The sequence below is a fragment of the Paracoccus marcusii genome (assembly GCF_006151785.1).
Lineage (GTDB): Bacteria > Pseudomonadota > Alphaproteobacteria > Rhodobacterales > Rhodobacteraceae > Paracoccus > Paracoccus marcusii.
Map to the genome: position 1 here is coordinate 48008 of NZ_VDDD01000002.1, position 24472 is coordinate 72479.

Below are 24472 nucleotides of genomic sequence, written 5' to 3' on the forward strand. Positions count from 1 at the left end.
ATCTCCTCCTTTCGCCTCTACTCAGGCCGCCGCGAGATCGTCCCAGGCGGGACCGAGACCGTGGGCGGTGAGGACGTGGCGGAGATCGGCGAGGCGGCGGTAGAGCGCGGACCGGCTGCCGAACCCCTCGGCCGCGAGCGCGGTGACGGGGCGATGCGCCAGCGCCGCACAGAACCGGCGATCCTCGGCCGGCAGCCGCGCGAGGGCGGCCTGCAGGGCGAGGTGAAGTTCGGTGACGGCGGCAGCGCAGCAGGTCTGGCCGTGCCAGGCGGCAAGCCCGTCGTCCTCGGTCAGCGTGTCCCCGACCGGCTCGCGGGTTTCGGCCAGGGGCACTTCGAGCGAGAGGAGCGACCCACCCTGCGCACGGCGCTGGCGGTGATGGCGCATCGCGATCCGCGAGGACTGGTTACGCAGCACGATGTTGGCGAAGGCGCCGATGCTGCCGCGCGAGGGATCGTAGGCGGGCAAGCGGCGCAGCAGATCGACCAGGAGGTCCTGGCCCAGATCCTCGCGCTCGCAGACCGGCAGGCACAGCTTGCGCCGCAGCCGCTGTGCCGCCGCATCGGCCGCGCGAATGATGATTTCAATGTCGGCGGGGTAGAGTTCGATCTGCATCGCTGTGCGCCTCGGTCATCGTTTCTGATGAGCCCAAGATGCCGGATGCGGTCGGCGCGCAGGTGGGAACGGGGTGGGAATGAGGTGGGGGTTTGGTGGGCCTGGCCCTTTGCCCGAGGCGATGAGTTGGGCGCTTCACTCAACCCTTGTGCTTATTGTCGGGCGGGTTTTGCGTTCAGCCTACCCCGGGTGGTAATAAATGGCGTCGAGCATTGCAGCCCGACACTCCCAAAGCTGTCCATCGCGAGTTTCGGGCTTGTCGATGTTGTACCACTCCGATGCGCGGATCACTTCCACGACTCGGTCCCAGTAATTTTCGAGGTTAAGAGTCGACTTGGCGAAGCCCATCCCATTCGCCGCGGCCACAATATTGGGATTGGAGATGCATAGGAATACGTCGGGGCGTTTCATGGCAAGCAGGCGTGACGCCGTCGCGACGCCCCCAACCCTGCTCGAATTGGCAAACGCCTTGACGAAAAGGCGGGCAAATCGGTCGAAATGCTCTCTTGTGACCTCTCCCTTCTGTGGAATGCTGTCAACGGCGCGAGCTAAAAATCGGTCGTTTTCTGCAACGCGATTCTTGAAGTCTCCCGCCCCACGCATTGAACCGAACCAACCCCAATCTCTATCAAGCGACTCGTCACCGGCCTTTTCTTGAACACCTATTGCACCTGCGATTGCTTTCCTTTGTGACGTTGTTAGGTCGTGGAACGAAGGCACGGCCGATAGCCAACCCTGCGCAGTTCGGAGCAGGTCGAGACTTTCATCAACGTCGTGGTGAGCGGAACCTCGCACGGCGCGGACATACTGATCCCAATCCATACCGACCAAGGGGGACGATAGGCTCTTCACGCTTGCAGGCGGCACCCCTGCCAGCGGATCGCGAGGCGGACCTGGCCGCCTTGCGGCGAGTTTGCATCCGAGACGGTATCGCGCCGCCAGTTCTTTTGTCACGCGCTCACCGATTGAGGCACTTCGCGCGGCGAAGGAAAGGGTGTCAGCGAGCACCTTGTCGCTGACGGAACCCTTAACAAGGACGCAGGCTTCATGGTTCTTGCCCAGCCCGCCGCGAGTGAAGTTAGCGCTCCCGATTACAGCAGCAGCCCGTTTCCCAGAACGGAACGCGTAGACCTTTGGGTGGAACGTCCCACCAGGAAATTTCGTGACGACGTAGCATCCGTCGACCCCGATGAAAGAGTCTACAAGGTCTGGATCGGTCTGAGCGAACGCGAGGCCGAATGTCACGGCTCTGATTTTTGCTGAATGGGATAGCACTTTTCGGGCGAGGGAGGTGGATGTGCCCCAAGCAACCGCCCAATGAAGCTCGTCATATTCGGCCAGAAGGCCCTGGATGGCACTCTCTACGTCGTTCCCCGTCAGAAATTCGATTTCCAATTCAATTATCCCCTCACGCGACTTGCAGGTCATCAGTTGATCGAAGCATAGCAGGCGCGGGTCAGCCCACAACTCGTGGTGAGGGGAGAGAGACCGAAGCGCCCCTAGCAGCCGTCGACCAAAATCTCGGTCGCAGGGACGCCAAGCCGATAGCCACGGTTGCGGACCGTCTCGATCATGACCTTGCTCTCGGCATCGCTGAACCCCGCAGCCTTGAACGCGTCGCGCAGCTCGCGGATCAGATCCTTGGCCTCGCGCGCAGTCGTGCCTTCGACATGGGATCCGGAGGCGACCTGGTCGCGCGACTGCGCCTTTTCCAGCAGACGCTCGAACACGGGGAAAATCTGACGCGACAGGATGACGGAGCGACCATCCCATTGAACCTCGGCCGTTGCCCTTCGCACGCGAAGCACGGGCGCCAGCGGGACCGGCGCCAGAGCCGCGACGTCGATTGTGCCGCCGAGGCCATTTGTGGCGGGCGTCAGCACCTCAAGGGTTTCGATGAGATGAAAGCCCGCATCCTGATGTCGCCGGGCAGTCTCCGCTGGCAACTGCGGCGCGAGGATCGTGACGTCCGAGCCCTGCGCCGCCTGGCGCAACGATGCGATGATGCCGTCGCTGGTCAGGGCTGCGGACTCCAGCACAAGAAACACTGCCCGACCCGATGGCGTATCGCCGAGCCGCCAGACCTTCTCTGCCGCCAGCTTCGGGGCCGCGCCAAATCCCGCAGCCGTGCCGATCACGGATGCGAGTGCCGCAGCCCCGATGCGGAACTCGCGCAGATCGTCCTCGGTGAGATCGATGTCATGTCGGCGGTCGAGCGGGCACTCAGCACGATATCCATCGCCCGCTTTCCGGATCGGCCGACAGGGGAGCCCGCATTCACAGGCATCGCAGATGTCCCAATCGGCGAGCGGCGCCTGTTCGACAAGGACACGTTTCGCCAGCAGCCGGTCGAAGACCGGACCGAAGAACGGCGCGGCAAGCTCGCCGGACAGGATCGCGTCGTCGCCAGCCTCACTCAGCCGCGTCAACAACCTCAAAATCGTCTCGGTCATTCATCAGCCCGTTCCGTTCGATCAGCTTCATCACCCGCGCCTCATGCTGGGTGCGGCGGAACTGCACGACGCCCGGTGGCCGCAGCTTGACCGTGACCTGCGGCTGGCGTTTGCCGTCGCCCTTGAACAGGATCCGGAACACGAGCTCGCCCAGCCGCCAAGCACCGCCGAACGAGACCGGCGTGGTGCCGAAATGCTGGAGCGCGTCACCGCCGAGATCTCGCGAGCGCAGCGTGCGCACCACGCGCGGATACCCCTTCTTGCCGGGCGCCATCAGATCCGCCGCCGCCTCGATGATCAGCACCTTGTCGATCAGCGGATCGTAGGCGGCATCGAAGGCGAAGCTCGGTCCGGCCAGTTCGACCGGGCGCAGGGTATAGAGGTCCTGCGCATCGTCGCCGTCGAAGAAGCCGGGTCTGTCGAGGATGATCGAGGCGAAGAGTTCCGCGATCTCGGGCTGATGCGCCTTCCGGATGCGGGCCAGCCGCAACATGCCGGTGTTTTCGGAGTACCGCAGCACCGCGTGGGAAATCTGGCGCACGCTGATGACCCGTTCGACCTGGCCTTCGACGACCGGCATGGTCGAGACCATGGAACCGTGGCTGACCACGAGGTTGATCTCGTCATCGTCGTCGTAGTCACCCACCCGGCAGTAGTCCCCGAGAAACGCATCACGGAAGAGCGCGGCGACGGCCGTCCGGAACGCCTCGACCTTCTCCTCTGTCAGGTCGATCGCGACGCCACGTTCCCGCCCGGCAAATTCATGCAGGCGGTCGGCGGTGAGCATCGCCATGTGATCGGCGGCCGCGTCAAACAGATCGGGATGCTCCAGAAACACCCGGACGGCGATGTGTTTGGGATCATGCGCCTTGTTCGGCGAGTCCTCGTCGCCGGTCTTCATGTCGGGGAACAGATCGACGCCCTGACGGGCAGCCTGCGCCTGGATGATCTCGAGGCCGCGGGCATCGCCCAGTTCCGCGATGCGGTGCAGATCGCCGCGCAGCCCCTCGGGATAGCTGTCCTCGGCGCCGGTCAGCAGTTTCTCCAGCGCCTCGCGGGCGACATCCTCCTCCTGGTCCAGCAGGTCGACGGAGAAACCCTTGTACTTGTCCTCGTGTCGCGCCAGCAGCGGCTTCATCAGGGCGAGATCGATGGTCTTGATGAACCGGGGGTTCACGAACTTCTTCAAATTGCCGGCCACGACGAATCCCCTTTCCTGCAAAACCAGTGTTCTTGCTACGTTCTTTCTGGCGATTCCTCAACCTGCGCGGGATCGCTGGGACAGTTTCCGACAGCGACGAGTAGAGGCCGGAGGAGACGACTGCTCCGAGGCCCGCATGAAACGCCCCAATCCGCTACCTCCCGACCAGATGACCGCCGCCGAACGCCGCACCGAGCTGTGCGGCCTGCTGGCGCTCGGGCTGGTTCGGTTGCGGATGCGGGATGGGGGCGAAGTATCTGACGATACTGGAGGACGTTGCCTACACTATCCGCCCGACCAATGCCGTCATGCAACTCCAACTCGCCGGAGAAATGCATGAACAAGCCCGATCCCATCCCCGCGCGCCTCGCCGCGCTCAAGACCACGCCGACGCCTGACCTGAAGCAACAGTGGCGCGACCTGTTCGACAGCGAGCCGCCGCCGTTCAATCGCCGCTACCTCGAATCCCGGCTGGCGTACCGCATCCAGGAACTTGCCTATGGCGGGCTGAAGCCGGAGACGATCCGGCGCCTTGAGCGGTTGGGCGAGGAACTGGACGGCGGCGACAGCAAGAAGCGCGGCATCCGCGCCGATCGCAAACGCCCGATCACCGGCACGCGGCTGCTGCGCGAATGGCAGGGCGTCGAGCAGATCGTCACCGTCACCGCCGATGGCTTCGAGTGGCAGGGGCGACCCTACAAGTCGCTGTCGGCTATTGCGCGCGCCATCACCGGCACCCGCTGGAACGGATGGACCTTCTTCGGCCTCAAGAACCACAGGGGGCGGACATGACCAAGCCCCCCGAAAAATCGAAGGTTGTCCGCAAGCTGCGGTGTGCCGTCTATACCCGGAAATCCTCCGAGGATGGGCTGGAGCAGGAGTTCAACAGCCTCCACGCCCAGCGTGAGGCCTGTGAGGCTTACATCGCCAGTCAGCGATCCGAAGGCTGGGTGCTGGTCCGCGACCAGTATGACGACGGCGGCATCTCGGGCGGCACGCTGGAGCGCCCCGGACTGAAGCGGCTGCTGGAGGACATCGAGGACGGGCTGGTCGATGTGGTCGTGGTCTACAAGATCGACCGCCTCAGCCGCTCGCTGGCGGATTTCGCCAAGCTGGTGGAGGTGTTCGACCGGAACGGCGTAACCTTCGTGTCGGTCACGCAAAGCTTCAACACGACCACCTCGATGGGGCGGCTGACGCTGAACATCCTGCTGTCGTTCGCCCAGTTCGAGCGCGAAGTGACGGCTGAACGCATCCGCGACAAGGTCGCGGCCTCTCGGCGCAAGGGCATGTGGATGGGCGGCGTGCCGCCCTTCGGCTACCGCGTCGAGAACCGGAAGCTGATGGTCGACGAGGAAAGCGCCACGCATGTGCGCTGGATCTTCGCTCGCTTCCTCGAGATCGGGTCCTGCACTGAACTGGCGCGTGACGTCGGCGCGCGCGGCCTCCGGACGCCGCGCGGCAACCGGATCGACAAGAAATACATCTACCGGATGCTCAGCAACCGCGCCTACATCGGCGAGGCGGTCCACAAGGGCGACAGCTACCCCGGCGAGCACGACGCGATCATCGACCGCGAGATGTGGGACCGTGTCCATGCGATCCTGCAGGAGAGCCCGCGCAAGCGTGCCGCGCGCACCCGTGCCGACACGCCCGCGCTGCTGAAGGGGCTGCTGTTCGGCCCCGATGGCGCGGCGTTCTCGCCGACGCATACGCGCAAGGGCGACAGGCTCTACCGCTACTACGTCAGCCAGACAGTGCTGAAGCATGGTGCCGGGTCATGCCCGGTGGGCCGCGTGCCCGCGGGCGAGATCGAGGCCGCCGTCATCGATCAACTCCGCGCCGTGTTCCGCCAGCCCGAAATCGTAGTGGGCACTTGGAAAGCGGCTCGGGCGCAGGACGAGGAGATCACCGAGGCCGACGCACGGGCAGCGCTTCAGCAGCTCGACCCGCTGTGGGACGAATTGTTCCCCGCCGAGCAGGCCCGCATCGTGGCGCTGCTGGTCGAGCGGGTGGACATCGGCACGGATGGGCTCAACGTCCGGCTCCGGATCGATGGCCTTAGCGACCTCGCGCGCGAAATGCTGGCCAGCGGTATCGGAGAAGCTGCATGACCCGCGCGACGTCGATCCCAGAGGCCGTGACGATCCACGTCCCGCTCCGCATCGTGAAGCGCGGCGGGCGGAAGGAGATGCAGCTGCCGGAAGGCGCCAGCCAGACGCGTCGGACGAATAGTGCGCTGGTCAAGGCGCTGGCGCGCGCGTTCCGTTGGAAGCGCATGCTGGAGTCGGGCGAGTTCATGTCAATCTCCGAACTGGCCGAGCGCGAGGGCATCGCCTTTACATACATGGCACGGGTCCTGCGCCTGACACTGCTCGCTCCCGACATCGTCGAGGCGATCGTGGATGGCACGCAGGGACAGGAAGTGACGTTGGCGTACGTTCTGGAACCACTCTCGATCATCTGGTCGGAACAGCGCGCTTACCTCCTGTAATCCCCCGCTTTCTGCTTGTGCGAGCGCAGCTAGCTCCCGTACGGTGAAGCTGAAAATGAGGTGGACGTTGGGATTGCACCGTCACAGGACGAGGCGCTATTGGGACGAATCTGGCTCCCTTGTATTTTGTTCAATTCAACCTTCTAAGGAGCGGTTTCCATGATTCCAGCCGACAAGAAGAGGGCGGACGCCAATCCAACCAAAGCATTCTTTGTTCGCATGATCACCCGAGATATCACGCTGGAAGACTGCATTTTCGACTTAGTAGACAACAGTATCGACGGGGCCTGGGAACTAGCAGGCGGTCATCCGCTAAGCCTAGATGATAAAACGGATCTCTCCGCCTACAAGATCAGCATCAAGATCGAGGCGGACCGCTTCGAAATCTCGGACAACTGCGGAGGCATCACACTGGATGACGCAGTCGACTATGCCTTTACTTTTGGGCGTAAGGACGATGCCGAGACCGAGAACTTTAGTATTGGAGTTTACGGCATTGGTATGAAGAGAGCGGTTTTCAAGCTCGGCACAGAGATCGACATCCGGAGCACGTACGAGGACAACGGCAATCTTGCATCCTTTCGGGTACCAATAAACGTTGAGAATTGGCTAGCTTCGGGCGACGAAAATTGGGACTTCGACATTGAGGAAGCCGACAATTTGGACCAAAAAGGAGTTCGAATAACCGTCTCTGAGCTCACTGAAGCCGCAAAGAGGTCATTCGAAAGCCCCAGGTTCATCCGAAACCTGAGGCGGGCGATAGCTCGTGACTATGCGCTCCATTTGCACCGCGGGCTCGTAATTGAGGTTCAAGGCACGCCGATCACTGGATGGACAATAGAGCTGCGGCAAGGTGGAGAGTTCAGCCCTATGCGGGCTCAGTTCGAAGAAGTGATGGACGGGGAGAAGGTTTTCGTCGAACTCTTGGCCGGCATGGCCGCTCCACCGCCGAACGATAGCGAGCCCAGCGATGACTTCGATGAAGGACAAAATACCTCCGGGTGGTATGTGATCTGTAATGGACGGATCGTCTTGGCCGCTGACAAGACGACATTAACAGGTTGGGGAACCGAGGGCTGGCCTCAATGGCACCCGCAGTATGCAGGGTTCATGGGGATAATAATATTTTCGTCTCGACGCGCTGACCTCCTGCCTTTGACGACGACAAAGCGCAGTGTCGACGAAACGTCAGCCATCTACAGGCAGTTTCGTCCAAAGATGCGTGAGACGACAAAGGAATGGATTTCCTACACGAATACACGGAAGCAGATTAGGGAAGAGGCAGTTCAGCGAGAGGAAGCCGCCAAGGCCGTTCCCATATTCGAAGTCGCCATCCGGCAGGAGGTTGAGCTTCCAAAGATCGCACAGAAACCGAAGATCCCCGAAGCAAATGTGCTGTACACCGTCCCGAGGCCACGACTGAGGAGTCTCGCTTCGGCATTTGGCAATATCAACATGGCCTACAAAGATGTTGGCTTGCGTTCGTTCGAGTATGCCTTCAACGATCTTGTGGGCGACGAGTGATGGCTTCTTTCGATTCAATCAACTATAGCATTCGACCAAGCAAAAGCGTTCAAAGAGGAATAGTCTTCGAGGGGTTGCGTCGGATTGCAAACAAAATTGACCTCGATAACGCCGTATATATCGGCTTCGGTTCAATTTGGTTCACTGACTTTGTTCAGGCGCACAAAATCCTACATATCGATGACATGGTGTCGATCGAAGCAAATGATATTGGGTTTCGTCGCGCGACGTTTAACAAGGAATATCGAACGATCTCTGTTATGGAGGGGCGTGCAAGTGCTCGGCTTCCCGATGTGCTAGCAATCGATGGATACAATGCTCGTCCTTGGGTCGTCTGGCTAGATTACGACTGCGCACTAAACGAGGAGATCGTCGAGGACATGCAATGGGTGCTCGCGAATGCTCCGCCAAGCAGCGTAGTCTTGTTCACCTTCAGTGCCAATGCGACCCAAACCGCGTATGGCAAGCCGCGAAACAGGCCAGATCGCGTAAGAGCGCTTCTGGGCGATGTTGTTCCCGATGAGCTTTCCAAAGATGCCTGCGAGAAGGAGACGCTGCCTACTACGCTTGCAGGCTTGGTATCGGATTTCTTGAAGTCCGAGGCCGCCGATGCGGCGCGACCTGGTGGCTTCATAGATGCCTTTAGGCTGCCTTATCTCGACAGCGTTGCAATGGTTACAGTCGGCGGAATACTTCCGGCAAGGGAGGATACTGCTAGTGTTCGGGCAATGGTAGCGGACGCGTCCTGGGGTGGCATTGTTGACGAAATCATTGAAGCTCCTCCGATGACCCTTCGCGAAATTGCTACGCTGCAAGCGGAACTACCGGCGGTGGCGGAGTTGACGCGCGCGCGTATCCAAGAACTCGGATTCGACTTACACGAGCGGCAAATCAGATCCTTTCAAAATTACTACAAGTATCTGCCGAGTTTCGCGGAGATCGTTGCCTAGGCTCGATGGGATGGCGTCGACCCAGAACAGTAGCAGCGGTCAGTTCCTCTCGAACCCATAGAGAAGACATTCATGGCCGACCACGTGACGCCAGAACGCCGCTCGTACATAATGTCGAAGGTCGGCCAGAAGGACACAAAGCCTGAACTCGCCCTGCGCCGGGCCCTGCACCGGCTCGGATACCGGTTCAGGCTTCATCGTCGCGATCTGCCGGGCAGCCCCGACATCGTGTTCCCGTCGCGGAAGAAGGTCGTGTTCGTGCACGGCTGCTTCTGGCATGGCCACGGCTGCAGGTGGGGCCGACTGCCGAAGTCCAGGCCGGAGTACTGGAAGCCGAAGATTGAAACAAACAGGGAACGTGATACGAGAGCCTTGACCGAGCTGAGGGAAGCTGGCTGGGAGCCGCTCATTGTCTGGCAATGCGAACTGAGGGACCTCGAAGAAGCCGTCGGCCGCGTCGAGGCCTTCCTGAGAGGCTAGGTTTCGCTGGTCAATCCGGCACCACACCGATATGTTGAGTGAAAACGACAGGAGCAAGGCATGGCAAGACCGATAGGAGTCGACCTGTTCGCAGGGGCCGGGGGCATGAGCCTCGGCTTTGAGCAAGCCGGCTTCGATGTGGTCGCGGCCGTCGAACTCGACCCTGTGCACGCTGCGGTGCACAAGTACAACTTCCCGCGGTGCGCCGTTCTCCCACGATCTGTCACGGACGTCTCAGGCGACGATATCAGGGCGGCAGCCGGGATCGGCAACCGTCGTGTGGATGTCGTGTTCGGTGGCGCTCCGTGCCAAGGCTTCTCGCTGATTGGCCAGCGGGCCTTGGACGATCCCAGGAACGGACTCGTCAAGGATTTTGTGCGCATCGTCAGAGAACTGGATGCCGCCTATTTCGTCTTCGAGAACGTGAAGGGGCTAACGGTCGGAAAGCACCGGAAATTCCTGTTCGAACTGATCGAAGAGTTCGAGGCTGCCGGTTACGAGGTGCAGAAGGATTGGCGTGTGCTGAATGCGGCCGACTATGGCGTGCCGCAGGATCGCCAGAGGTTGATCCTTATGGGCGCCAAGAGAGGCGAAGAGGTGCCGACCTACCCGACGACGATTGCTGAGAGACCGACGTGCCAAGCCGCGCTCGCCGATTTGCCCGACGCCGAATTCTTCGAGGAGCTTAGATCGTCGGATTCCGTAGAGACGTCTGCCTTCGGGAATCCGAGCAAATACGCCGAGCCGCTGCGAGGGATTGGAAACGATGCTTGGGCCTTCGGGCACCCTAGAAAATGGGATCCGAGCCTGTTCACTTCGAGCGCCCGCACCGAGCATACCGAGATCTCGCGGCGCCGTTTTCGAGAAACCGATCAGGGACGGGTCGAGCCGATTTCCCGTTTCTTCAAGCTCCCGGCGGACGGCGTGTCCAATACTCTCCGAGCTGGGACCGACTCGGCACGAGGCGCGTTCACCAGTCCGAGACCGATCCACTTTGCCTACGCGCGCTGCGTAACAGTCCGCGAGATGGCGCGTCTCCACGGCTTCCCCGACTGGTTTCGTTTCAATGCCACCAAGTGGCATGGGGCCCGCCAGATCGGTAACGCCGTGCCGCCGCCACTTGCACGCGCCGTCGCGGCAGCCGTCATGCGAGCCCTAGGCGTCGAACCCACTCGCCCGACAGAGGCAATCGCCCTCGGCGACGAGCGGCTCCTGACCATGGGCAACACCGAGGCGGCTGCGCACTTCCAGGTCGAGAATCCAATAGGTCGACGCGACAAGAAGAGTGGCGCAAAGAAGCGAAAGCAGGAAGAAATCGAGGCCTCATATGCCTTTAACGGGCGGCCTGAGTTCGTAGATGGCGTCGCTGGCTAGCGTCAGCTCGTCGAGCGCCTGTGCGTCGGCTCTCCTGACGGCCTCGAATTCCGTAAGATAGATCCCGACGCCTCTGACAGTTCGGAGGCCGATCGGGATTACCGTATCGACTTCCGCTTCCGCGAAAGCGGCCTGAACCTGGTTGATGATCTGGCTGGGAATCAATGGATCCTTGGCCTGCTTCGCTTCACAGGTGACCAGCACAGAATCAGGATTTTTGGGGTCGCCGGCCTTCCCGAGAAACAAAGCATCGATCTCAGTCGAGCGGAGCTTGATGCCCATCTGCAGGTGCGTCAGCTCGAGGAGCGGAAACGCTGGGGCGACTGCGAAGTGCGTCTCCACCACCCGGAGATTGATGGCCGTCTGGATAAGCCAGGTTTCATCGGATCGACCGAGCGACTTTGTGGCCAGCGGCAGGCTGATCGATTGCACGAGGAAACGCCGTGCATCCTCTCGAACCTTGAAAGCGTCTGGAAAGGGCTCGGTATGACCAGGTCGGTAGGGGATGAACTCGAAGCACTCCCCGTCGCCCGTACGCTGGATGCCGGTGAACCGTCGTGCTGCAACCGAGGCAGGCCAGTTCTTCGAAGCGTTCGCTCCTCGGAGCAGATCCTTCATGAAATTGGCTGGGTTCCGGTCGCTCAGAGTCGAGCCGTATAGCTTGTTGCATTCGCGTATCGCCTGAGCCACGTCGTCGAGGCTCATGAGCCTCTTGTCGAGCGCGCCGTTCGTCGCGTCCCAGTGCTTTTCGAACAAGTGCTCGATCACCTGCGTCTTCTGCGATTTCGCCACTTTGTCCGATCCGGTATGCCGATGATTAGGCAATAGTATTTCGAACAAATGCCGAGGCACAAGAGCGCGTCACGTCATCGAACGAGCAGTTTGAGGCTGGAGACTCGCAGGCGGGTGAACCGCCGACCGGAGGCGGAAGATAGAGTTCGTAGATCGGTCACCAGACCACCGTCCGCGGATAGGTTCGATTTCTGTTCCGTCTCGCGGAAGCGACCGACTTCGAAGTGTTCAGGCAGGGAAAGCATTTTCCGTAAGGACTTTAAATGCTTACAGGCTCTACACCAAAACCGCGCAGTCGAGAGGTCCGGAGAATATCGGCCCTGAGAGACCGCTTCTGGGCCAACTGGTAGCAGGGGCAGTGCTTAGCCCCATCCGCATAACCATTCAGATAAAACGAGAAAATCCGGCCGCGGCCGGATCGGGAGAACGCTTTCGCGGGGGCAAGTGGCGGAGCGAGAGGGATTCGAACCCTCGAGACGGTCTCCCGCCTACACACTTTCCAGGCGTGCGCCTTCGACCACTCGGCCATCGCTCCGTGAGGCGGGTCTAGCCCGACGCACGGCGCGGTGCAAGGGGATCACAGCTTGGAAACGCGCTTTTGCAGTTCGGCAAGCTGGCGGCGGATCTCGGCCATGTCGCGCTCGTCTTCGGGGGTTGCGGGTCCGGCAGGGGGCGCGGGCGTGCCATCCTCGCGTTCGGGGCCCGAGGCACCACCGCGCCAGCCGCCCATCATCGCCTTGAGAAACATCTGCTGCTGGCGCTGCAGCGCGTCGAATCCCGGCATGGTGGCCATCGGATTGGGCATCGCCGCCATGTTCTCCATCAGCTTGGACTGTCCCTCGCGCAGCATCTCGAAGCTCGCGGCAAGGAACTGCGGGACGACCGATTGCGCGTTGGTCGTATAGCTGCGCACCAGGTCGGTCAGAACGTCCAGCGGCAGGACGCTCTCGCCCCGGCTTTCATGTTCGGCGATGATCTGCAGCAGATATTGGCGGGTCAGATCGTCACCCGACTTCAGGTCGATGATCTTGACCTCGCGGCCATCGCGGATGAAGCCCGCGATATCCTCCAGCGTAACATAGTCGCTGGTCTGCGTGTTGTAGAGGCGGCGGCTGGCATAACGCTTGATCAGCAGCGGCGCAGTCGATGCGGCCATCCTGGGTTCCTTGAATTCATCCTGGCCGCCATGATGAATTCTGCACCCGCAAAACGCAAAGGAAAAAGCCCCGGCGCGCAAATGCGAACAAGGGCGACCGAAGTCGCCCCTGCCCCGTCGTTTCTGGTGATCAGGCGATCACTTGTCGGCGGTCGCCGTGGCGGCCTTCTTGACGGCGGTCTGGGTGTCGCGGGCGGCCTTTTCGGCCACCTTCTGCGCATCCGACGCCATGTCCTTGCCGGCGGTCAGCATCAGGTCGACGGTGTCCATCTGGACCTTCTTGGCGACTTCGGCATAGGCAGCCATGTGCTCGGCGGCCATTTCGGCTGCGGCCGAGGCGAAATCGCTCATGGCCTTGGCGTATTCGGACGGGTCCTGCTTGACGGCAGCCAGCTCTCCCATGCGCGAGATCGAGTCCTTGGCCCAGCGGGCCGAGATCTCGGTCGAACGCTCGGCGGCGCTCAGCGCGACGCGGGCCAGCTTCTCGCCCATCATTGACTGCGACTTCATCGCGTCCTGCATCGAGCTGGTGTCGATGGGAAAGTTCGCCATCATGTCCTGCATCGTCTTGGTCATATCGGGGGTCTTTGCCATGTCGTTCACTCCTGTGATGCAGCGACCGAGAGACAGAGGGAACGGGTCGCTGCGATCCATTCCATGCCACCAATATGAATGCTGCACCGCAGCATTTCAAGTATTTTTTCTGCGGCGCGGCGAAAATCCGGCGGGTCGGCGCAAGCCCTTGGAAAGTCCCGTGCGCCAGCCCCGCTTCAGCCTGCGCGCTCGTGGACATAGCGGCCGGGGGCGGGATCAAGACCCGCTCCGGGGTCGCGGGCGGGCACCATCGGACCGGCTCGCTCGGCCAGCCATGCGCCCCAGGTCGGCCACCAGCTGGACTGCTGGAACGCCGCCGCGTCCTTCCAGTCCTGATGCGTGCCGTCAAAGCCGTGATCGCTGAGATAGTGGCCGTATTTCTGCCGCGTGGGCGGGTTCACGATGCCCGCCACATGCCCCGACTGCGACAGGATGAAGGTCTTGTCCTTCGATCCCATCTGCGCCACCCCGCGCCAGCAATCCTTCCAGGGTGCGATGTGGTCACCCTCGCAGGCGATCGAACACAAGGGCACCGTGACGTCGGACAGGTGCAGGCGGTGGCCCAGCAGCTCGAACCCCTCCTTGGCAAAGGCGTTCTTCTGGCACAGGCCGCGCAGGTACTGCATCGCCATGCGTCCGGGCAGGTTCGTGCTGTCGCCGTTCCAGAACAGCAGATCGAAGGCCGGCGGCGTCTCTCCCATCATGTAGCTGCGGATGGCAGGGCCCCAGACCAGGTCGTTGGCGCGCAGGAAGCTCATGGTGCGCGACATCAGCTGCGCCCGCAGCAGGCCGTGGCGCTGGACCTCGGCCTCGATGCCGCCGACGAAATCGTCCTGCAGGAAGCTGGTGAATTCGCCCTGGTCGGAAAAGTCCGTCAGCGTGGTCAGCAGCGTGGCCGAGTTCACGCGGCGATCGCCCTTCTGCTTCAGCAGCGCCAGAGTCAGCGACAGCGTGGTGCCCGCGATGCAATAGCCGACCGCGTTCAGCCGCGCCTGTCCCGTCAGGGCCTGCACCTGGTCCATCGCGTCCAGATAGGCCTGGACGTACTCCTCCATGCCGGTGTCGGACAGGCTGGCATCGGGGTTCTTCCAACTGACGACGAACAGCGTCTGACCCTGATCCACCAGCCAGCGGATCAGACTGTTCTGGGGCTTCAGGTCCAGAATGTAGAACTTGTTGATCCAGGGCGGAAAGATCACCAAGGGCAGGGCATGCGCCTTGGGCGTCGTGGGCGCGTACTGGATCAGCTCGAACAGTGGCGCGCGATAGACGACGGTGCCGGGCGCGGTTCCGATGTTCTCTCCGACCGTGAAGGCGCGGCGATCGGCCAGGGACACGATCATCTCTCCGCCATGCTGCTCGACGTCGCGAACCAGGTTCTCCAGCCCCTTGACCAGGCTCTCGCCCTCGGTCTCGACGGCCTTCTCCAGCGCGTCGGGATTGGTCGCCAGAAAGTTGGTGGGCGCCATCATGTCGATGATCTGCGCGGTCATCCAGTGGACACGCTTGCGGGTCACATCGTCGGGCAGGTCCAGCGTCGCCGTCGCATCCTTCAGCGCGCGCGCATTGGTCAGGTACTGCTTCTTGATCAGGTTGAAATAAGGATGGGTCTGCCACAGCGGGTTGGCAAAGCGGCGATCGGCGGGGCTGTCATCCTCGGGAGCGGTCAGCTGCCCGGTGGCCAGCGCCTTCTGCGCGCGGGCATAGTTCGACAGGGTCTGCCCCCAGAAGGTGACCTGCGTCTCGATCATCTTGGCGGGATGTTCCGCCAGCGTCTTCAGGAACGCGTTCGCGGCGGTCAGGTACAGCTCGGCGCCCGGCCCCTCGACGCCGGGATTGGGCAGGTTGCGATCGGCCAGCGCGGCCATCAGGCGGTGACCCAGGGTTTCGATCCGCTCGATGTTCTCGGCCAGCTTGTGGGCGGCAGGGGCGGGCTTGGGCGCCGCGACCTTAGCTTCGCCTTCGGGCGGCGTGCCTTGGACCTGGGGCGTCTCGATCTTGGGTTCGGCGGCCTCCACCTTGGCCTGGGGCGTCTTCACCTCGACCTCCGGGGTCTTGGCCTGGGGCTTGGGCTTCGCGCGCGCCTTTGCGGTTGTTGCCGGTTTCGCACGTAATTTGGCAACATTTTTACCCGTCTTGTCCGGCTGTCTTGCCATGATCCGTAATCCCCCCTACTTATACGGTCATGATATGCGCAGGGCAGGCAAGGCGTAAACCCGGCTTCTGACCCCGTTCCCGCCGCCCCGTCGCGCGCAGATCATGTGCCGCGGCGCAGCAATTGTGGGGTTACATGTCGGTCAAAGGTCTTCGCGGCATCGTGTCCTATGACGCGATGGAGACGATTCGGAACACGAACGAATGGATGGGCGCGACCGCCCGCGCGATCGGGGCCTATCCCGCCTTCGCGCTGGTCCCGCATCCCGCGTTCCGGATGCTGGGGGCCTGGGGCCGTGTCACCGAACGCAGCTTCGCACGCATGGTGATCAAGCCCGACTGGGAGATCCCCCCCATCGCCGGAGAGGACGGGCAGGACCACGTCGTCTATGTCGAGCCGGTCCTGCGCCGGGCCTTCGGCGACCTGATCCATTTCCGCGTCGCCCGTCGCGACCCCCTGCCCCGCAAGGTCCTGCTGGTCGCGCCGATGTCGGGTCACTATGCGACCCTGATGCGCTCGACGGTGCTGTCGCTTTTGAACGACTGCGAACTCTACGTGACCGACTGGCACAATGCCCGCGACATTCCTGTCAGCGAGGGCAAGTTCGACGTCGAGGATTATACCCGCTACTTGGTCGACTTCATCCGCCACCTGGGCCCCGACGTGAATGTCATTGCGGTGTGTCAGCCGGCGCCCCTGGCCCTGGTCGCGACCGCCATCCTGGCGGAGGAGGAGCCGGCTGCGCAGCCGCGCACCCTGACCCTGATCGGCGGCCCCGTCGACCCCGACGCCGCCGCGACCGAGGTCACCGATTTCGGCAACCGCATCACCATGGGTGAGCTGGAGCATCTGGCGATCCAGTCCGTGGGGTTCAAGTATCGCGGTGCCGGGCGCATGGTCTATCCCGGGCTGGCGCAGCTGTCGTCGTTCATCACCATGAACATGCAGACCCATACCCGCGCCTTCATCGAACAGATCTATGCCGAGGCGCGCGGCACCGCCAGCGAAGGCGACAAGCACAACAAGTTCTATGACGAATACCTGGCGGTCATGGACATGACGGCCGAATTCTACCTGTCGACCGTCGAACGCATCTTCAAGAACCTCGAGATCGCGCAGAACCGCTTCACCGTCGACGGCCGTCCCGTCGATATCGGCAAGATCACCGACGTTGCCGTGATGACGGTCGAGGGGGCGAATGACGACATCTCGGCGCCGGGCCAATGCGTCGCGGCGCTGGACCTGTGCACCGGCGTGCCCGACGCCAGGAAGGTTCAGCACCTGGAACCGGGCGCCGGCCATTACGGCATCTTTGCCGGCAAGTCGTGGCGCCTGAACATCCGCCCGCTGGTTCTTGACTTCATTGACGAAAACGCAGCGCTGCCGGACAGCGTCAAGCCGCGTCGCAAGCGTCGGGCAGGCGGCGCGGCCGCCGATTGCGGCGTCAACGATCCGGTCCACTCGGACAACGTCGCGGTCTGACGTCGGTCCCGCGGGACGGGGGAACCCGGTCCCGCGGATCGTTGTTTATCCCGCGATCGCCGCCTGATGCGGCACGAAAGGATCGCAGGATGACCGACCACAATCACCAGTTCTGGAGCCGTCTGGACGACATCAACAGCGGCATGCTGGGTGTGACCCAGGATTCGCGGCTTGTTCCGATGTCGCATTATACCGACCGCAAGGTCGGCGTGCTGTGGTTCATCACCGCCAAGGACACCGATCTGGCCCGCAGCGTGGCATCGGGTCCGCAGGATGCGATGCATGTGGTCAGCGATGCTGGCCAAGGCCTTTACGCCCGCATCCACGGCACCCTGTCCCTGTCCGACAACCGCGCCAAGCTGGACGAGTTGTGGAATGCCGTCGCCTCCAGCTGGTTCGAGGATGGCAAGCAGGACCCCGACGTCCAGCTGCTGCGTCTGGACCTGACCGAGGCGGAAGTTTGGGCCACTGGCGGCAGCATGGCCTTCCTGTATCAGATCGCCAAATCCAAGATCACCGGCGACAAGCCCGACATGGGCGACCATTATTCCCTGACGTTCTGAACGACCTCCTCGATCGTCGCGACGATCAGGTTCAGACATTCGGGCGAGGAGAACCGGTGATCGGCCCCCTTGACCAGGGTCAGCCGCAGATCCTCGCCCGACGCGTGGTCCAGCAGGTCCATCGCCCAGGACACCGGCACATCCGCATCCGCTGTCCCCTGCAGCATCCGCGCCGGACAAGGCAGCGACAGCGGCTGGTTCAGGACCAGTTGGTCGCGGCCATCCTCGATCAACCGGCGCATCAGGACCAGCGGCTCTCCGTACTCGCTTGGCAGGGCAACGCGGCCGTCGCGCATCAGCGCCTCGCGTTGGCCGGGTGAAAACCCGGCCCAGAACCCGCGTTCGGTGAAATCCGGCGCCGCGGCAATCGTGACCAGCCCGGCAACGCGGTCCGGGATCGTTCGTGCCATCAGCAGGCTGATCCACCCGCCCATCGACGATCCGACCAGAACCTGCGGGCCCTGTGTCAGCGCCTCGATCGCTGCACGGGCATCGGCGGCCCAATCACCGATGCAGCCCTCTTCGAACACGCCATCGCTGGCGCCGTGCCCGGAATAATCGAACCGCAAAAAGGCACGCCCCTGCGCCGCCGCCCAGTCCCGCAGATGGACCGCCTTCGACCCCTGCATGTCGGACCGGAATCCGCCCAGAAACACGATGCCGGGGCCCTGCCCGTCCAGGCGATCGTAGGCGATGCGCCGTCCCGTATCCGTCGTCAGATAATCCGTCATTCGCTCACCTCGTCCAATCCCCATGCGACCCAGGCCCCCAGGGCCGACGCCGCGGCAAAGGCGGCCACCGCCCATTGCGCGCCCAGCACCGCCAGCCCCGCAGAGGCGGCGCCGGCCACCAGCAGGACGACACCGACCACCAGGTTCGACACCGCGGTATAGGTGGCGCGCTGATCATCGGGCGCCATGTCGACCAGATAGGTCGTCCGCCCCTGCCGCACGCCGTGATAGGCGATCATCAGGCCGAACAGAACCACCGCAATCGCCCCCGTCACCTGTGCCAGCCCCATCGCCGCCAGAACCAAGGCCGCACCCAGGGCGATTGCCCCCGCGACGCCCGACGAGATCAGCACCCGGCGGGCCGACCGGTCCGACATCCGCCCCCAGACCCAGGATGACAGCAGGGATGCCAGCGCCGATGCCAGCACCAGAAGGCCCAGCTGACGGTCTCCCTGCCCCGCCGCGGCCAGCACCAGCAGATAGGGCGGCGCCAAGGCCGATCCCACCAGCAGCGACCGCGCGACGATGAACCGGGCCAACTGTCCATCCTCGCGCACCAGACGCAGCTGGCCGATGGATTGCGACAGGCTCAGCACCTCCTCACGCGGCTGCGCCTCCTCGTCCAAGGTCGCAAAGATCGCGCCGCCCAGAATCCAGGCGACGCCCGCCAGCGCCACTGCGCCGATGACCAGCACCGCCCGGTCCAGCGGCTGCCACAGCAGCAGGCCGGCAAAGACGATGACCCCGGCGGCGCCCACGCTGCTGGCGAAACCCGTGGCCGCGCCGCGCCGCGACTTGCCCACCGTCTTGCCCAAGACATCCTTGTAGCTGGCCGAACAGACCGACCGCGCCAGGGCCAGCACCGCCAGGGCTGCGATGATGGCCCCGCCCGCGGCCGGCCCCTCCATCGTCAGGGCGATGCCCGCGATGGCCAGCGCCGCCAGACCCTGAACGACGCTGCCCACGGCCCAGGCCCATTTGCGTCGCGGCAGTGCGCCGATGGCCCCTGCGGTGAACAGTTGCGGCAGCAGCGACCCGGCCTCGCGGACCGGAACCAGCAAGCCGATCACGCCCGCCCCCGCCCCCAGATGGGTCAGCAGCCAAGACAGAACCAGTTTTGCGTCGACCAGCCCGTCGGCCAGTTTCGACGCGGCCAGAGACAGGATGTGGCGCAGGAAGTTGCGCGGCTCGACCCGGCTCTGGGCGTCGGACAGGCCGCCGTCACTGTCGGGGTCCTCGACCAGACGCTCGAACAGTTGCTCCTCGAAATCGCTGTGGTGGCTCATGCTGGCTTCCCGTGTGTTGCCGTAATCTTGACTAATCGCGCGGGCACGTCCATGCCTGCCCGACCATAACCCGCAACCGGGCGTTCCGTGGGCGCCAAACCGACGAGGAGGACAACATGTCCCAGATCACCCTCACCTTTCCCGATGGCAATGCGCGCGACTATCCCGCCGGCGTGACCGCCGCCGAGGTCGCCGAGAGCATCGCGCCCAGCCTTGCCAAGCGCGCCATTTCCGCCAGCCTGGACGGCACCCACATCGACCTGGCCTGGCCGATCACCGCCAGCGGCCAGATCGCCATCCATTCGATGAAGGACGAGGCGCAGGCGCTGGAGCTGATCCGCCACGATTTCGCCCATGTGATGGCCCGTGCGGTCCAGGCGATCTGGCCCGACGTCAAGGTCACCATCGGCCCGGTCCGCGACCACGGCTGGTTCTACGATTTCGACCGGGCCGAACCCTTCACTCCCGACGATCTGGGCGCGATCGAGGCCAAGATGAAGGAGATCATCAACGCCCGCGAACCCGTCCGCACCGAGATATGGGACCGCGACCGCGCGATCGCCCATTACAAGGCGGCGAACGAGCCCTTCAAGCTGGAGCTGATCGACCGCATCCCCGAGGGCCAGGACCTGCGCATGTACTGGCACGGCGACTGGCAGGACCTGTGCCGCGGTCCGCACCTGCAGAATACCGGCCAGCTGCCCGCCGATGCTTTCAAGCTGACCCATATCGCCGGGGCCTATTGGTTGGGCGACGCGACGCGACCCATGCTGCAGCGCATCTATGGCGTGGCCTTCCGCAACCGCGACGACCTCAAGGCGCACATGACGATGCTGGAGGAGGCCGCCAAGCGCGACCACCGCAAGCTGGGCCGCGAGATGGACCTGTACCACATGCGGGAGGAGGCGCCGGGCCAAGTGTTCTGGCATCCGAACGGCTGGAACATCTATACCACGCTGCAGGACTACATGCGCCGCAAGCAGCGCGCCGACGGTTATGTCGAGGTCAACACGCCCCAGGTCGTCAGCCGGAAATTGTGGGAAGAATCAGGGCACTGGGAGAACTATCAGGAAAACATGTTCATCGTCGAGGTCGATGAGGAACATGCCAAGACCAAGACGATCAACGCCCTGAAGCCGATGAACTGCCCGTGCCACGTGCAGATCTTCAACCACGGACTGAAATCCTATCGCGACCTGCCGCTGCGCATGGCCGAGTTCGGGTCCTGCAACCGCTATGAGCCCTCGGGCGCGCTGCACGGCATCATGCGCGTACGCGGCTTTACCCAGGACGACGCCCACATCTTCTGCACCGAGGACCAGATCGAGGCCGAGACCAAGAAGTTTATCGACTTCCTGGCCGGGATCTACTCCGACCTGGGCTTCGAGGGCTGGCGCATCAAGCTGTCGACGCGCCCCGAAAAACGCATCGGGACCGAGGAAAGCTGGGACCGCGCCGAGGCCGCCCTGGGCAACGCCTGCAAGGCCGCGGGCCATGACTACACGGTTTTCCCCGGTGAGGGCGCGTTCTACGGGCCGAAGCTGGAATTCGTGCTGACCGACGCCATAGGTCGTGACTGGCAGTGCGGCACGCTGCAGGTGGACCCCAACCTGCCGGAACGTCTGGATGCGGAATATGTCGGTGCCGACGGGCACAAGCACCGGCCCATCATGCTGCACCGCGCGGTGCTGGGCAGCTTCGAGCGTTTCATCGGCATCCTGATCGAGAACAGCGCCGGCAAGCTGCCCTTCTGGCTGGCGCCGCGTCAGGTGGTCGTGGCCTCGATCGTGTCGGATGCGGACGCCTATGTGCACGAGGTTGTGGCCGCCTTGCGCGCCCGCGGCATCCGGGCCGAGGCGGACATCCGTAACGAAAAGATCAACTACAAGGTCCGCGAGCATTCCGTCGGCCGCGTTCCGGCGATCCTGGCCATCGGCATGAAGGAGGTCGAGGACCGGACCGTCTCGCTGCGCCGCCTGGACGCGCAGGGCAGTCGCACCGTGACCCTGGACCAGGTCGTGGCCGATCTGGCGGCCGAGGCCACGCCCCCGGACCTGCGCTGAACCCCGCCTGCGTCAAACGCGGCACCACGGGGCCGCGTTTGACGCTTGCGTTTTGCAACGATTCGGGCATCCTCTCAGTCGCGTGAGCGAAGACTTTCTACCGCCTCCCTCTTGGGCAGCCGGAAGACCGAAAGCGGGCTGCACGGCCTGGCGCAATCCTGCGTCGGGATGACTTGAAGGAGAATACGGTTATGGCGACCGGAACGGTAAAATGGTTCAACTCGACCAAGGGCTTCGGCTTCATCGCGCCCGATGACGGCGGCAAGGACGTGTTCGTGCACATCTCGGCCGTGGAACGTGCCGGGCTGACGGGCCTTCAGGACAACCAGAAGATCGCATTCGAGCTGCAGTCCGGCCGTGATGGCCGCGCCTCGGCCAGCGATCTGAAACTGCTCTGATCCGCCATCGCGCGTGATCCGGACGGCCCGTTCGCGCGGGCCGTTTTTTATTGGGCGACAGGCAGGACGCAGGAATGAACCTGGCCGAACATGTGCTGCGGGCGGGGCAGGCTGTCCCGGACCACCAGGCCCTGGTCGTCATGGGCGCGGACGACGCGCAGGTCTGGACCCATGGCGATCTGCGCCGCGCGGTGCTGGGCACGGCCACGGGCCTGACGCGCGCGGGCCTGCGCCCGGGCGACCGGCTGCTGATGCGTCTGGCGAACCGCCCGGCCTTTCCCATCGCCTATCTTGGGGCCATCGCTGCGGGGGTGATCCCGGTGCCGACCTCGGCCCAGCTGACCGGGGCCGAGATCACGCGCATCGCTGCCCGCATCGCACCCGCGATGATCGTGGCCGGCGCGGGCGTGCCCCTGCCCGACCATCCCGCCCCCGTCCTGACCGAGGGCGACCTTGACGGCTTTGCCACGCTTCCCCCGGCCGATTTCGCCCAAGGGTCCGCGGATCGGCTGGCCTATATCGTCTTCACCTCGGGCAGTTCGGGCCAGCCCCGGGCCGTCATGCACGCGCATCGCGCGATCCTGGCGCGGCAGGCGATGATGGCGGGCTGGTACGGGCTGCGCGCCGACGATCGCCTGCTGCATGCCGGGGCGTTCAACTGGACATTCACCCTTGGCACCGGGCTGCTGGACCCGTGGACCCTGGGGGCGACGGCATTGATTCCCGCCGACGGCACCCCGATCGAACGCATCCCCCTGCTGGCCGCGCGTCACGGCGCGACGATCCTGGCCGGGGCGCCCGGTGTCTTTCGCCGGATGCTGCGCGCGGACTGGCCCCCGATGGCCACCCTCCGCCACGCCCTGGCCGCCGGAGAGCGGTTGGACCCCGGCCTGCGCACCGCCTGGACCGCCCGCACCGGCACCGACCTGCACGAGGCGATGGGCGCCTCCGAAATCTCGACCTTCCTTTCGGGCAGCCCGTCCCGGCCCGCGCCCCACGGCACGGCGGGCTTTCCGCAGCCCGGCCGACATCTCGCGATCCTGGGCGACGATGGCCCCCTGCCACCGGGACAGCCGGGCGCGCTGGCGGTCCGGCGCGACGATCCGGGGCTGTTCCTGGGCTATCTGGACGATCCCGATGCGACACGCGCCTGCTTTCGTGGCGACTGGTTCGTGACCGGCGACATGGCGCAGGCCGATGATCGCGGCGCGATCACGCTGCTGGGACGGGCCGACGACATCATGAATGCCGGCGGCTTTCGCGTCGCCCCGCCCGAGATCGAGGATCATCTGGCCAGCCATCCCCATGCGGGCGACGTGGCGGTAGCGGAACTGCCCACCGCGCCGGGGGTCAGCATCATCGCGGCCTTCTGGACCGGTGCCGCGACGCCCGCCCAGATGCAGGCTCTGGCCGCGGCCGGCCTTGCCCGCTACAAGCAGCCCCGCGCGTGGATCCCGCTGGACGCGCTGCCGCGCACGCCCACCGGCAAGATCAACCGCCGCGCCCTGCGCGAGGCGCATCGCAAGGACCGACCATGACCCGCCTGGACATCTTCGCCGATCCCGTCTGCCCCTGGTGCCTGATCGGCAAGGTCGAACTGGACCACGCCCTGGAAAGCCGCCCCGATCATCCCTTCGCGATCACCTGGCACCCGTTCCGCCTGAACCCTGCCATGCCGCCCGAAGGGATGGACCGCGTGGCCTATCTTCGGGCCAAGCTGGGCGATCAGGTCGATGCCGCCACGCGCGCGCTGGCGGAACGCGCCGCGGCCCTCGGCCTGACGCTGAACCCCTCGCCGCGCGAACCCGACACGACCGATGCGCATCGCCTGATGCACTGGGCCGGGCTGGAAGGTGCACAAGGCCGGGTGATGTCCGGCCTGCTGCGGGCGCATTGGCAGGATGCCCAGGACATCGGTGATGCGTCCGTCCTGTCGGCGATCGCCGGGGCGGCCGGCATGGACCCTGCCCTGACCGCGCGCTTGCTGGCCAGCGACGCCGACCGCGACGAGGTCGCCCGTCGCGAATCGCATGCCCGACAGCGCGGGATCTCGTCGGTCCCGACCTTCATCGTCGCGGATGCCCATGCGGTCAGCGGCGCCCAGCCCGCGGACCTGTGGCAGAGCGTCATCGACGAGATCATGGCAGCATCCCGTTAGGGT

General features: G+C 63.9%; 23 protein-coding genes and 1 tRNA gene. 13 read left to right on the forward strand and 11 right to left on the reverse strand.

Annotation, left to right across the window (positions count from 1 at the left end):
- Positions 1-21 precede the first annotated feature (21 nt).
- The 4 genes from FHD68_RS00765 to FHD68_RS00780 all read right to left on the reverse strand — a co-directional run bounded on the left by FHD68_RS00765 (position 22) and on the right by FHD68_RS00780 (position 4269).
- Positions 22-615 (reverse strand): sigma factor, encoded by a 594-nt coding sequence (locus tag FHD68_RS00765; RefSeq protein ID WP_139084995.1) that lies wholly within the window; start codon positions 613-615, stop codon positions 22-24.
- A 180-nt stretch (positions 616-795) separates the two neighbouring features.
- Positions 796-2043: a phospholipase D family protein gene (locus FHD68_RS00770; RefSeq protein ID WP_139084998.1), complete on the reverse strand. Its 1248-nt coding sequence runs from the start codon at positions 2041-2043 to the stop codon at positions 796-798.
- A 71-nt stretch (positions 2044-2114) separates the two neighbouring features.
- Complete coding sequence (locus FHD68_RS00775; RefSeq protein WP_139085001.1) at positions 2115-3068, reverse strand: helix-turn-helix domain-containing protein; 954 nt, start codon at positions 3066-3068, stop codon at positions 2115-2117.
- A complete protein-coding gene (locus FHD68_RS00780; protein ID WP_139085004.1) occupies positions 3028-4269 on the reverse strand; it encodes a hypothetical protein in 1242 nt (413 codons plus the stop codon). The genes FHD68_RS00775 and FHD68_RS00780 overlap by 41 nt, the downstream gene beginning before the upstream one ends.
- Before the next feature lie 336 nt (positions 4270-4605).
- On the opposite strand from FHD68_RS00780, the gene FHD68_RS00790 reads away from it, so the two are divergent.
- The 7 genes from FHD68_RS00790 (at position 4606) to FHD68_RS00820 (ending at position 11091) form a co-directional block, all read left to right on the forward strand.
- A complete protein-coding gene (locus tag FHD68_RS00790; RefSeq protein ID WP_139085010.1) occupies positions 4606-5061 on the forward strand; it encodes a DUF2924 domain-containing protein in 456 nt (151 codons plus the stop codon).
- Entirely contained in the window at positions 5058-6383 is a 1326-nt protein-coding gene (locus FHD68_RS00795) for a recombinase family protein (RefSeq protein ID WP_139085013.1), read from the forward strand. Before FHD68_RS00790 ends, FHD68_RS00795 begins: the two co-directional genes overlap by 4 nt.
- Positions 6380-6763, forward strand: a complete 384-nt coding sequence (locus FHD68_RS00800) for a hypothetical protein (RefSeq protein ID WP_139085016.1) — start codon at positions 6380-6382, stop codon at positions 6761-6763. The genes FHD68_RS00795 and FHD68_RS00800 overlap by 4 nt, the downstream gene beginning before the upstream one ends.
- A 159-nt stretch (positions 6764-6922) precedes the next feature.
- Positions 6923-8287, forward strand: coding sequence for an ATP-binding protein (locus FHD68_RS00805; RefSeq protein WP_139085019.1), 1365 nt, complete (start codon positions 6923-6925; stop codon positions 8285-8287).
- Positions 8287-9237 (forward strand): O-methyltransferase, encoded by a 951-nt coding sequence (locus tag FHD68_RS00810; protein ID WP_244297720.1) that lies wholly within the window; start codon positions 8287-8289, stop codon positions 9235-9237. Before FHD68_RS00805 ends, FHD68_RS00810 begins: the two co-directional genes overlap by 1 nt.
- Before the next feature lie 72 nt (positions 9238-9309).
- A complete protein-coding gene (locus FHD68_RS00815; RefSeq protein WP_139085025.1) occupies positions 9310-9717 on the forward strand; it encodes a very short patch repair endonuclease in 408 nt (135 codons plus the stop codon).
- Between the two features lie 60 nt (positions 9718-9777).
- On the forward strand, positions 9778-11091 hold the full coding sequence (locus FHD68_RS00820; protein WP_139085028.1) for a DNA cytosine methyltransferase: 1314 nt from the start codon (positions 9778-9780) through the stop codon (positions 11089-11091).
- On the opposite strand, the gene FHD68_RS00825 is transcribed toward FHD68_RS00820, so the two are convergent.
- The 5 genes from FHD68_RS00825 to phaC all read right to left on the reverse strand — a co-directional run bounded on the left by FHD68_RS00825 (position 11041) and on the right by phaC (position 15672).
- Positions 11041-11883, reverse strand: a complete 843-nt coding sequence (locus FHD68_RS00825) for a hypothetical protein (RefSeq protein WP_244297725.1) — start codon at positions 11881-11883, stop codon at positions 11041-11043. The two genes, FHD68_RS00820 and FHD68_RS00825, sit on opposite strands and share 51 nt — an antisense overlap.
- A gap of 445 nt (positions 11884-12328) precedes the next feature.
- A tRNA-Ser gene (locus FHD68_RS00830) sits at positions 12329-12418 on the reverse strand.
- A 42-nt stretch (positions 12419-12460) separates the two neighbouring features.
- Positions 12461-13039 (reverse strand): polyhydroxyalkanoate synthesis repressor PhaR, encoded by a 579-nt coding sequence (phaR, locus tag FHD68_RS00835; protein WP_127898192.1) that lies wholly within the window; start codon positions 13037-13039, stop codon positions 12461-12463.
- A gap of 138 nt (positions 13040-13177) precedes the next feature.
- Complete coding sequence (locus FHD68_RS00840; protein WP_045981193.1) at positions 13178-13633, reverse strand: hypothetical protein; 456 nt, start codon at positions 13631-13633, stop codon at positions 13178-13180.
- 176 nt (positions 13634-13809) lie between these two features.
- A complete protein-coding gene (gene phaC, locus FHD68_RS00845) occupies positions 13810-15672 on the reverse strand; it encodes a class I poly(R)-hydroxyalkanoic acid synthase (RefSeq protein ID WP_240542530.1) in 1863 nt (620 codons plus the stop codon).
- Between the two features lie 251 nt (positions 15673-15923).
- On the opposite strand from phaC, the gene phaZ reads away from it, so the two are divergent.
- Both phaZ and FHD68_RS00855 read left to right on the forward strand, forming a co-directional pair.
- Positions 15924-17270: a polyhydroxyalkanoate depolymerase gene (gene phaZ / locus FHD68_RS00850; protein WP_127898190.1), complete on the forward strand. Its 1347-nt coding sequence runs from the start codon at positions 15924-15926 to the stop codon at positions 17268-17270.
- Positions 17271-17359: 89 nt separating this feature from the next.
- Positions 17360-17833, forward strand: a complete 474-nt coding sequence (locus FHD68_RS00855) for a pyridoxamine 5'-phosphate oxidase family protein (RefSeq protein WP_045981191.1) — start codon at positions 17360-17362, stop codon at positions 17831-17833.
- Here FHD68_RS00855 and FHD68_RS00860 read toward each other — a convergent pair.
- Both FHD68_RS00860 and FHD68_RS00865 read right to left on the reverse strand, forming a co-directional pair.
- Positions 17815-18564 (reverse strand): alpha/beta hydrolase, encoded by a 750-nt coding sequence (locus tag FHD68_RS00860; protein WP_127898189.1) that lies wholly within the window; start codon positions 18562-18564, stop codon positions 17815-17817. The two genes, FHD68_RS00855 and FHD68_RS00860, sit on opposite strands and share 19 nt — an antisense overlap.
- A complete protein-coding gene (locus FHD68_RS00865) occupies positions 18561-19850 on the reverse strand; it encodes an MFS transporter (RefSeq protein ID WP_240542529.1) in 1290 nt (429 codons plus the stop codon). The genes FHD68_RS00860 and FHD68_RS00865 overlap by 4 nt, the downstream gene beginning before the upstream one ends.
- Positions 19851-19966: 116 nt before the next feature.
- Between FHD68_RS00865 and thrS the strand changes: the two genes are divergently transcribed.
- From thrS to FHD68_RS00885, 4 genes are all read left to right on the forward strand, one after another.
- Positions 19967-21913, forward strand: a complete 1947-nt coding sequence (gene thrS, locus FHD68_RS00870; RefSeq protein WP_127898188.1) for a threonine--tRNA ligase — start codon at positions 19967-19969, stop codon at positions 21911-21913.
- Between the two features lie 191 nt (positions 21914-22104).
- The gene (locus FHD68_RS00875) at positions 22105-22311 is read left to right on the forward strand and encodes a cold-shock protein (RefSeq protein WP_042244736.1); all 207 of its coding nucleotides are present in this window, start codon (positions 22105-22107) and stop codon (positions 22309-22311) included.
- Positions 22312-22385: 74 nt separating this feature from the next.
- Positions 22386-23849 carry a class I adenylate-forming enzyme family protein gene (locus FHD68_RS00880; RefSeq protein WP_127898187.1) on the forward strand — a complete coding sequence of 488 codons (1464 nt, stop codon included), beginning with the start codon at positions 22386-22388 and terminating at the stop codon, positions 23847-23849.
- Positions 23846-24469 carry a DsbA family oxidoreductase gene (locus FHD68_RS00885; RefSeq protein WP_127898186.1) on the forward strand — a complete coding sequence of 208 codons (624 nt, stop codon included), beginning with the start codon at positions 23846-23848 and terminating at the stop codon, positions 24467-24469. The genes FHD68_RS00880 and FHD68_RS00885 overlap by 4 nt, the downstream gene beginning before the upstream one ends.
- Positions 24470-24472 lie beyond the last annotated feature (3 nt).

What these genes read in the sequence shown, in the direction of transcription:
- FHD68_RS00875 (WP_042244736.1), top strand. Translation starts at nt 22,105, where the DNA reads ATGGCGACCGGAACGGTAAAATGGTTCAACTCGACCAAGGGCTTCGGC.
- phaR (WP_127898192.1), bottom strand. Translation starts at nt 13,039, where the DNA reads ATGGCCGCATCGACTGCGCCGCTGCTGATCAAGCGTTATGCCAGCCGC.
- FHD68_RS00770 (WP_139084998.1), bottom strand. Translation starts at nt 2,043, where the DNA reads ATGACCTGCAAGTCGCGTGAGGGGATAATTGAATTGGAAATCGAATTT.
- FHD68_RS00865 (WP_240542529.1), bottom strand. Translation starts at nt 19,850, where the DNA reads ATGAGCCACCACAGCGATTTCGAGGAGCAACTGTTCGAGCGTCTGGTC.
- FHD68_RS00765 (WP_139084995.1), bottom strand. Translation starts at nt 615, where the DNA reads ATGCAGATCGAACTCTACCCCGCCGACATTGAAATCATCATTCGCGCG.
- FHD68_RS00805 (WP_139085019.1), top strand. Translation starts at nt 6,923, where the DNA reads ATGATTCCAGCCGACAAGAAGAGGGCGGACGCCAATCCAACCAAAGCA.
- FHD68_RS00795 (WP_139085013.1), top strand. Translation starts at nt 5,058, where the DNA reads ATGACCAAGCCCCCCGAAAAATCGAAGGTTGTCCGCAAGCTGCGGTGT.
- FHD68_RS00855 (WP_045981191.1), top strand. Translation starts at nt 17,360, where the DNA reads ATGACCGACCACAATCACCAGTTCTGGAGCCGTCTGGACGACATCAAC.
- FHD68_RS00885 (WP_127898186.1), top strand. Translation starts at nt 23,846, where the DNA reads ATGACCCGCCTGGACATCTTCGCCGATCCCGTCTGCCCCTGGTGCCTG.
- FHD68_RS00840 (WP_045981193.1), bottom strand. Translation starts at nt 13,633, where the DNA reads ATGGCAAAGACCCCCGATATGACCAAGACGATGCAGGACATGATGGCG.
- FHD68_RS00800 (WP_139085016.1), top strand. Translation starts at nt 6,380, where the DNA reads ATGACCCGCGCGACGTCGATCCCAGAGGCCGTGACGATCCACGTCCCG.
- thrS (WP_127898188.1), top strand. Translation starts at nt 19,967, where the DNA reads ATGTCCCAGATCACCCTCACCTTTCCCGATGGCAATGCGCGCGACTAT.
- phaZ (WP_127898190.1), top strand. Translation starts at nt 15,924, where the DNA reads ATGTCGGTCAAAGGTCTTCGCGGCATCGTGTCCTATGACGCGATGGAG.
- FHD68_RS00880 (WP_127898187.1), top strand. Translation starts at nt 22,386, where the DNA reads ATGAACCTGGCCGAACATGTGCTGCGGGCGGGGCAGGCTGTCCCGGAC.
- FHD68_RS00860 (WP_127898189.1), bottom strand. Translation starts at nt 18,564, where the DNA reads ATGACGGATTATCTGACGACGGATACGGGACGGCGCATCGCCTACGAT.
- FHD68_RS00820 (WP_139085028.1), top strand. Translation starts at nt 9,778, where the DNA reads ATGGCAAGACCGATAGGAGTCGACCTGTTCGCAGGGGCCGGGGGCATG.
- FHD68_RS00810 (WP_244297720.1), top strand. Translation starts at nt 8,287, where the DNA reads ATGGCTTCTTTCGATTCAATCAACTATAGCATTCGACCAAGCAAAAGC.
- FHD68_RS00775 (WP_139085001.1), bottom strand. Translation starts at nt 3,068, where the DNA reads ATGACCGAGACGATTTTGAGGTTGTTGACGCGGCTGAGTGAGGCTGGC.
- FHD68_RS00815 (WP_139085025.1), top strand. Translation starts at nt 9,310, where the DNA reads ATGGCCGACCACGTGACGCCAGAACGCCGCTCGTACATAATGTCGAAG.
- FHD68_RS00790 (WP_139085010.1), top strand. Translation starts at nt 4,606, where the DNA reads ATGAACAAGCCCGATCCCATCCCCGCGCGCCTCGCCGCGCTCAAGACC.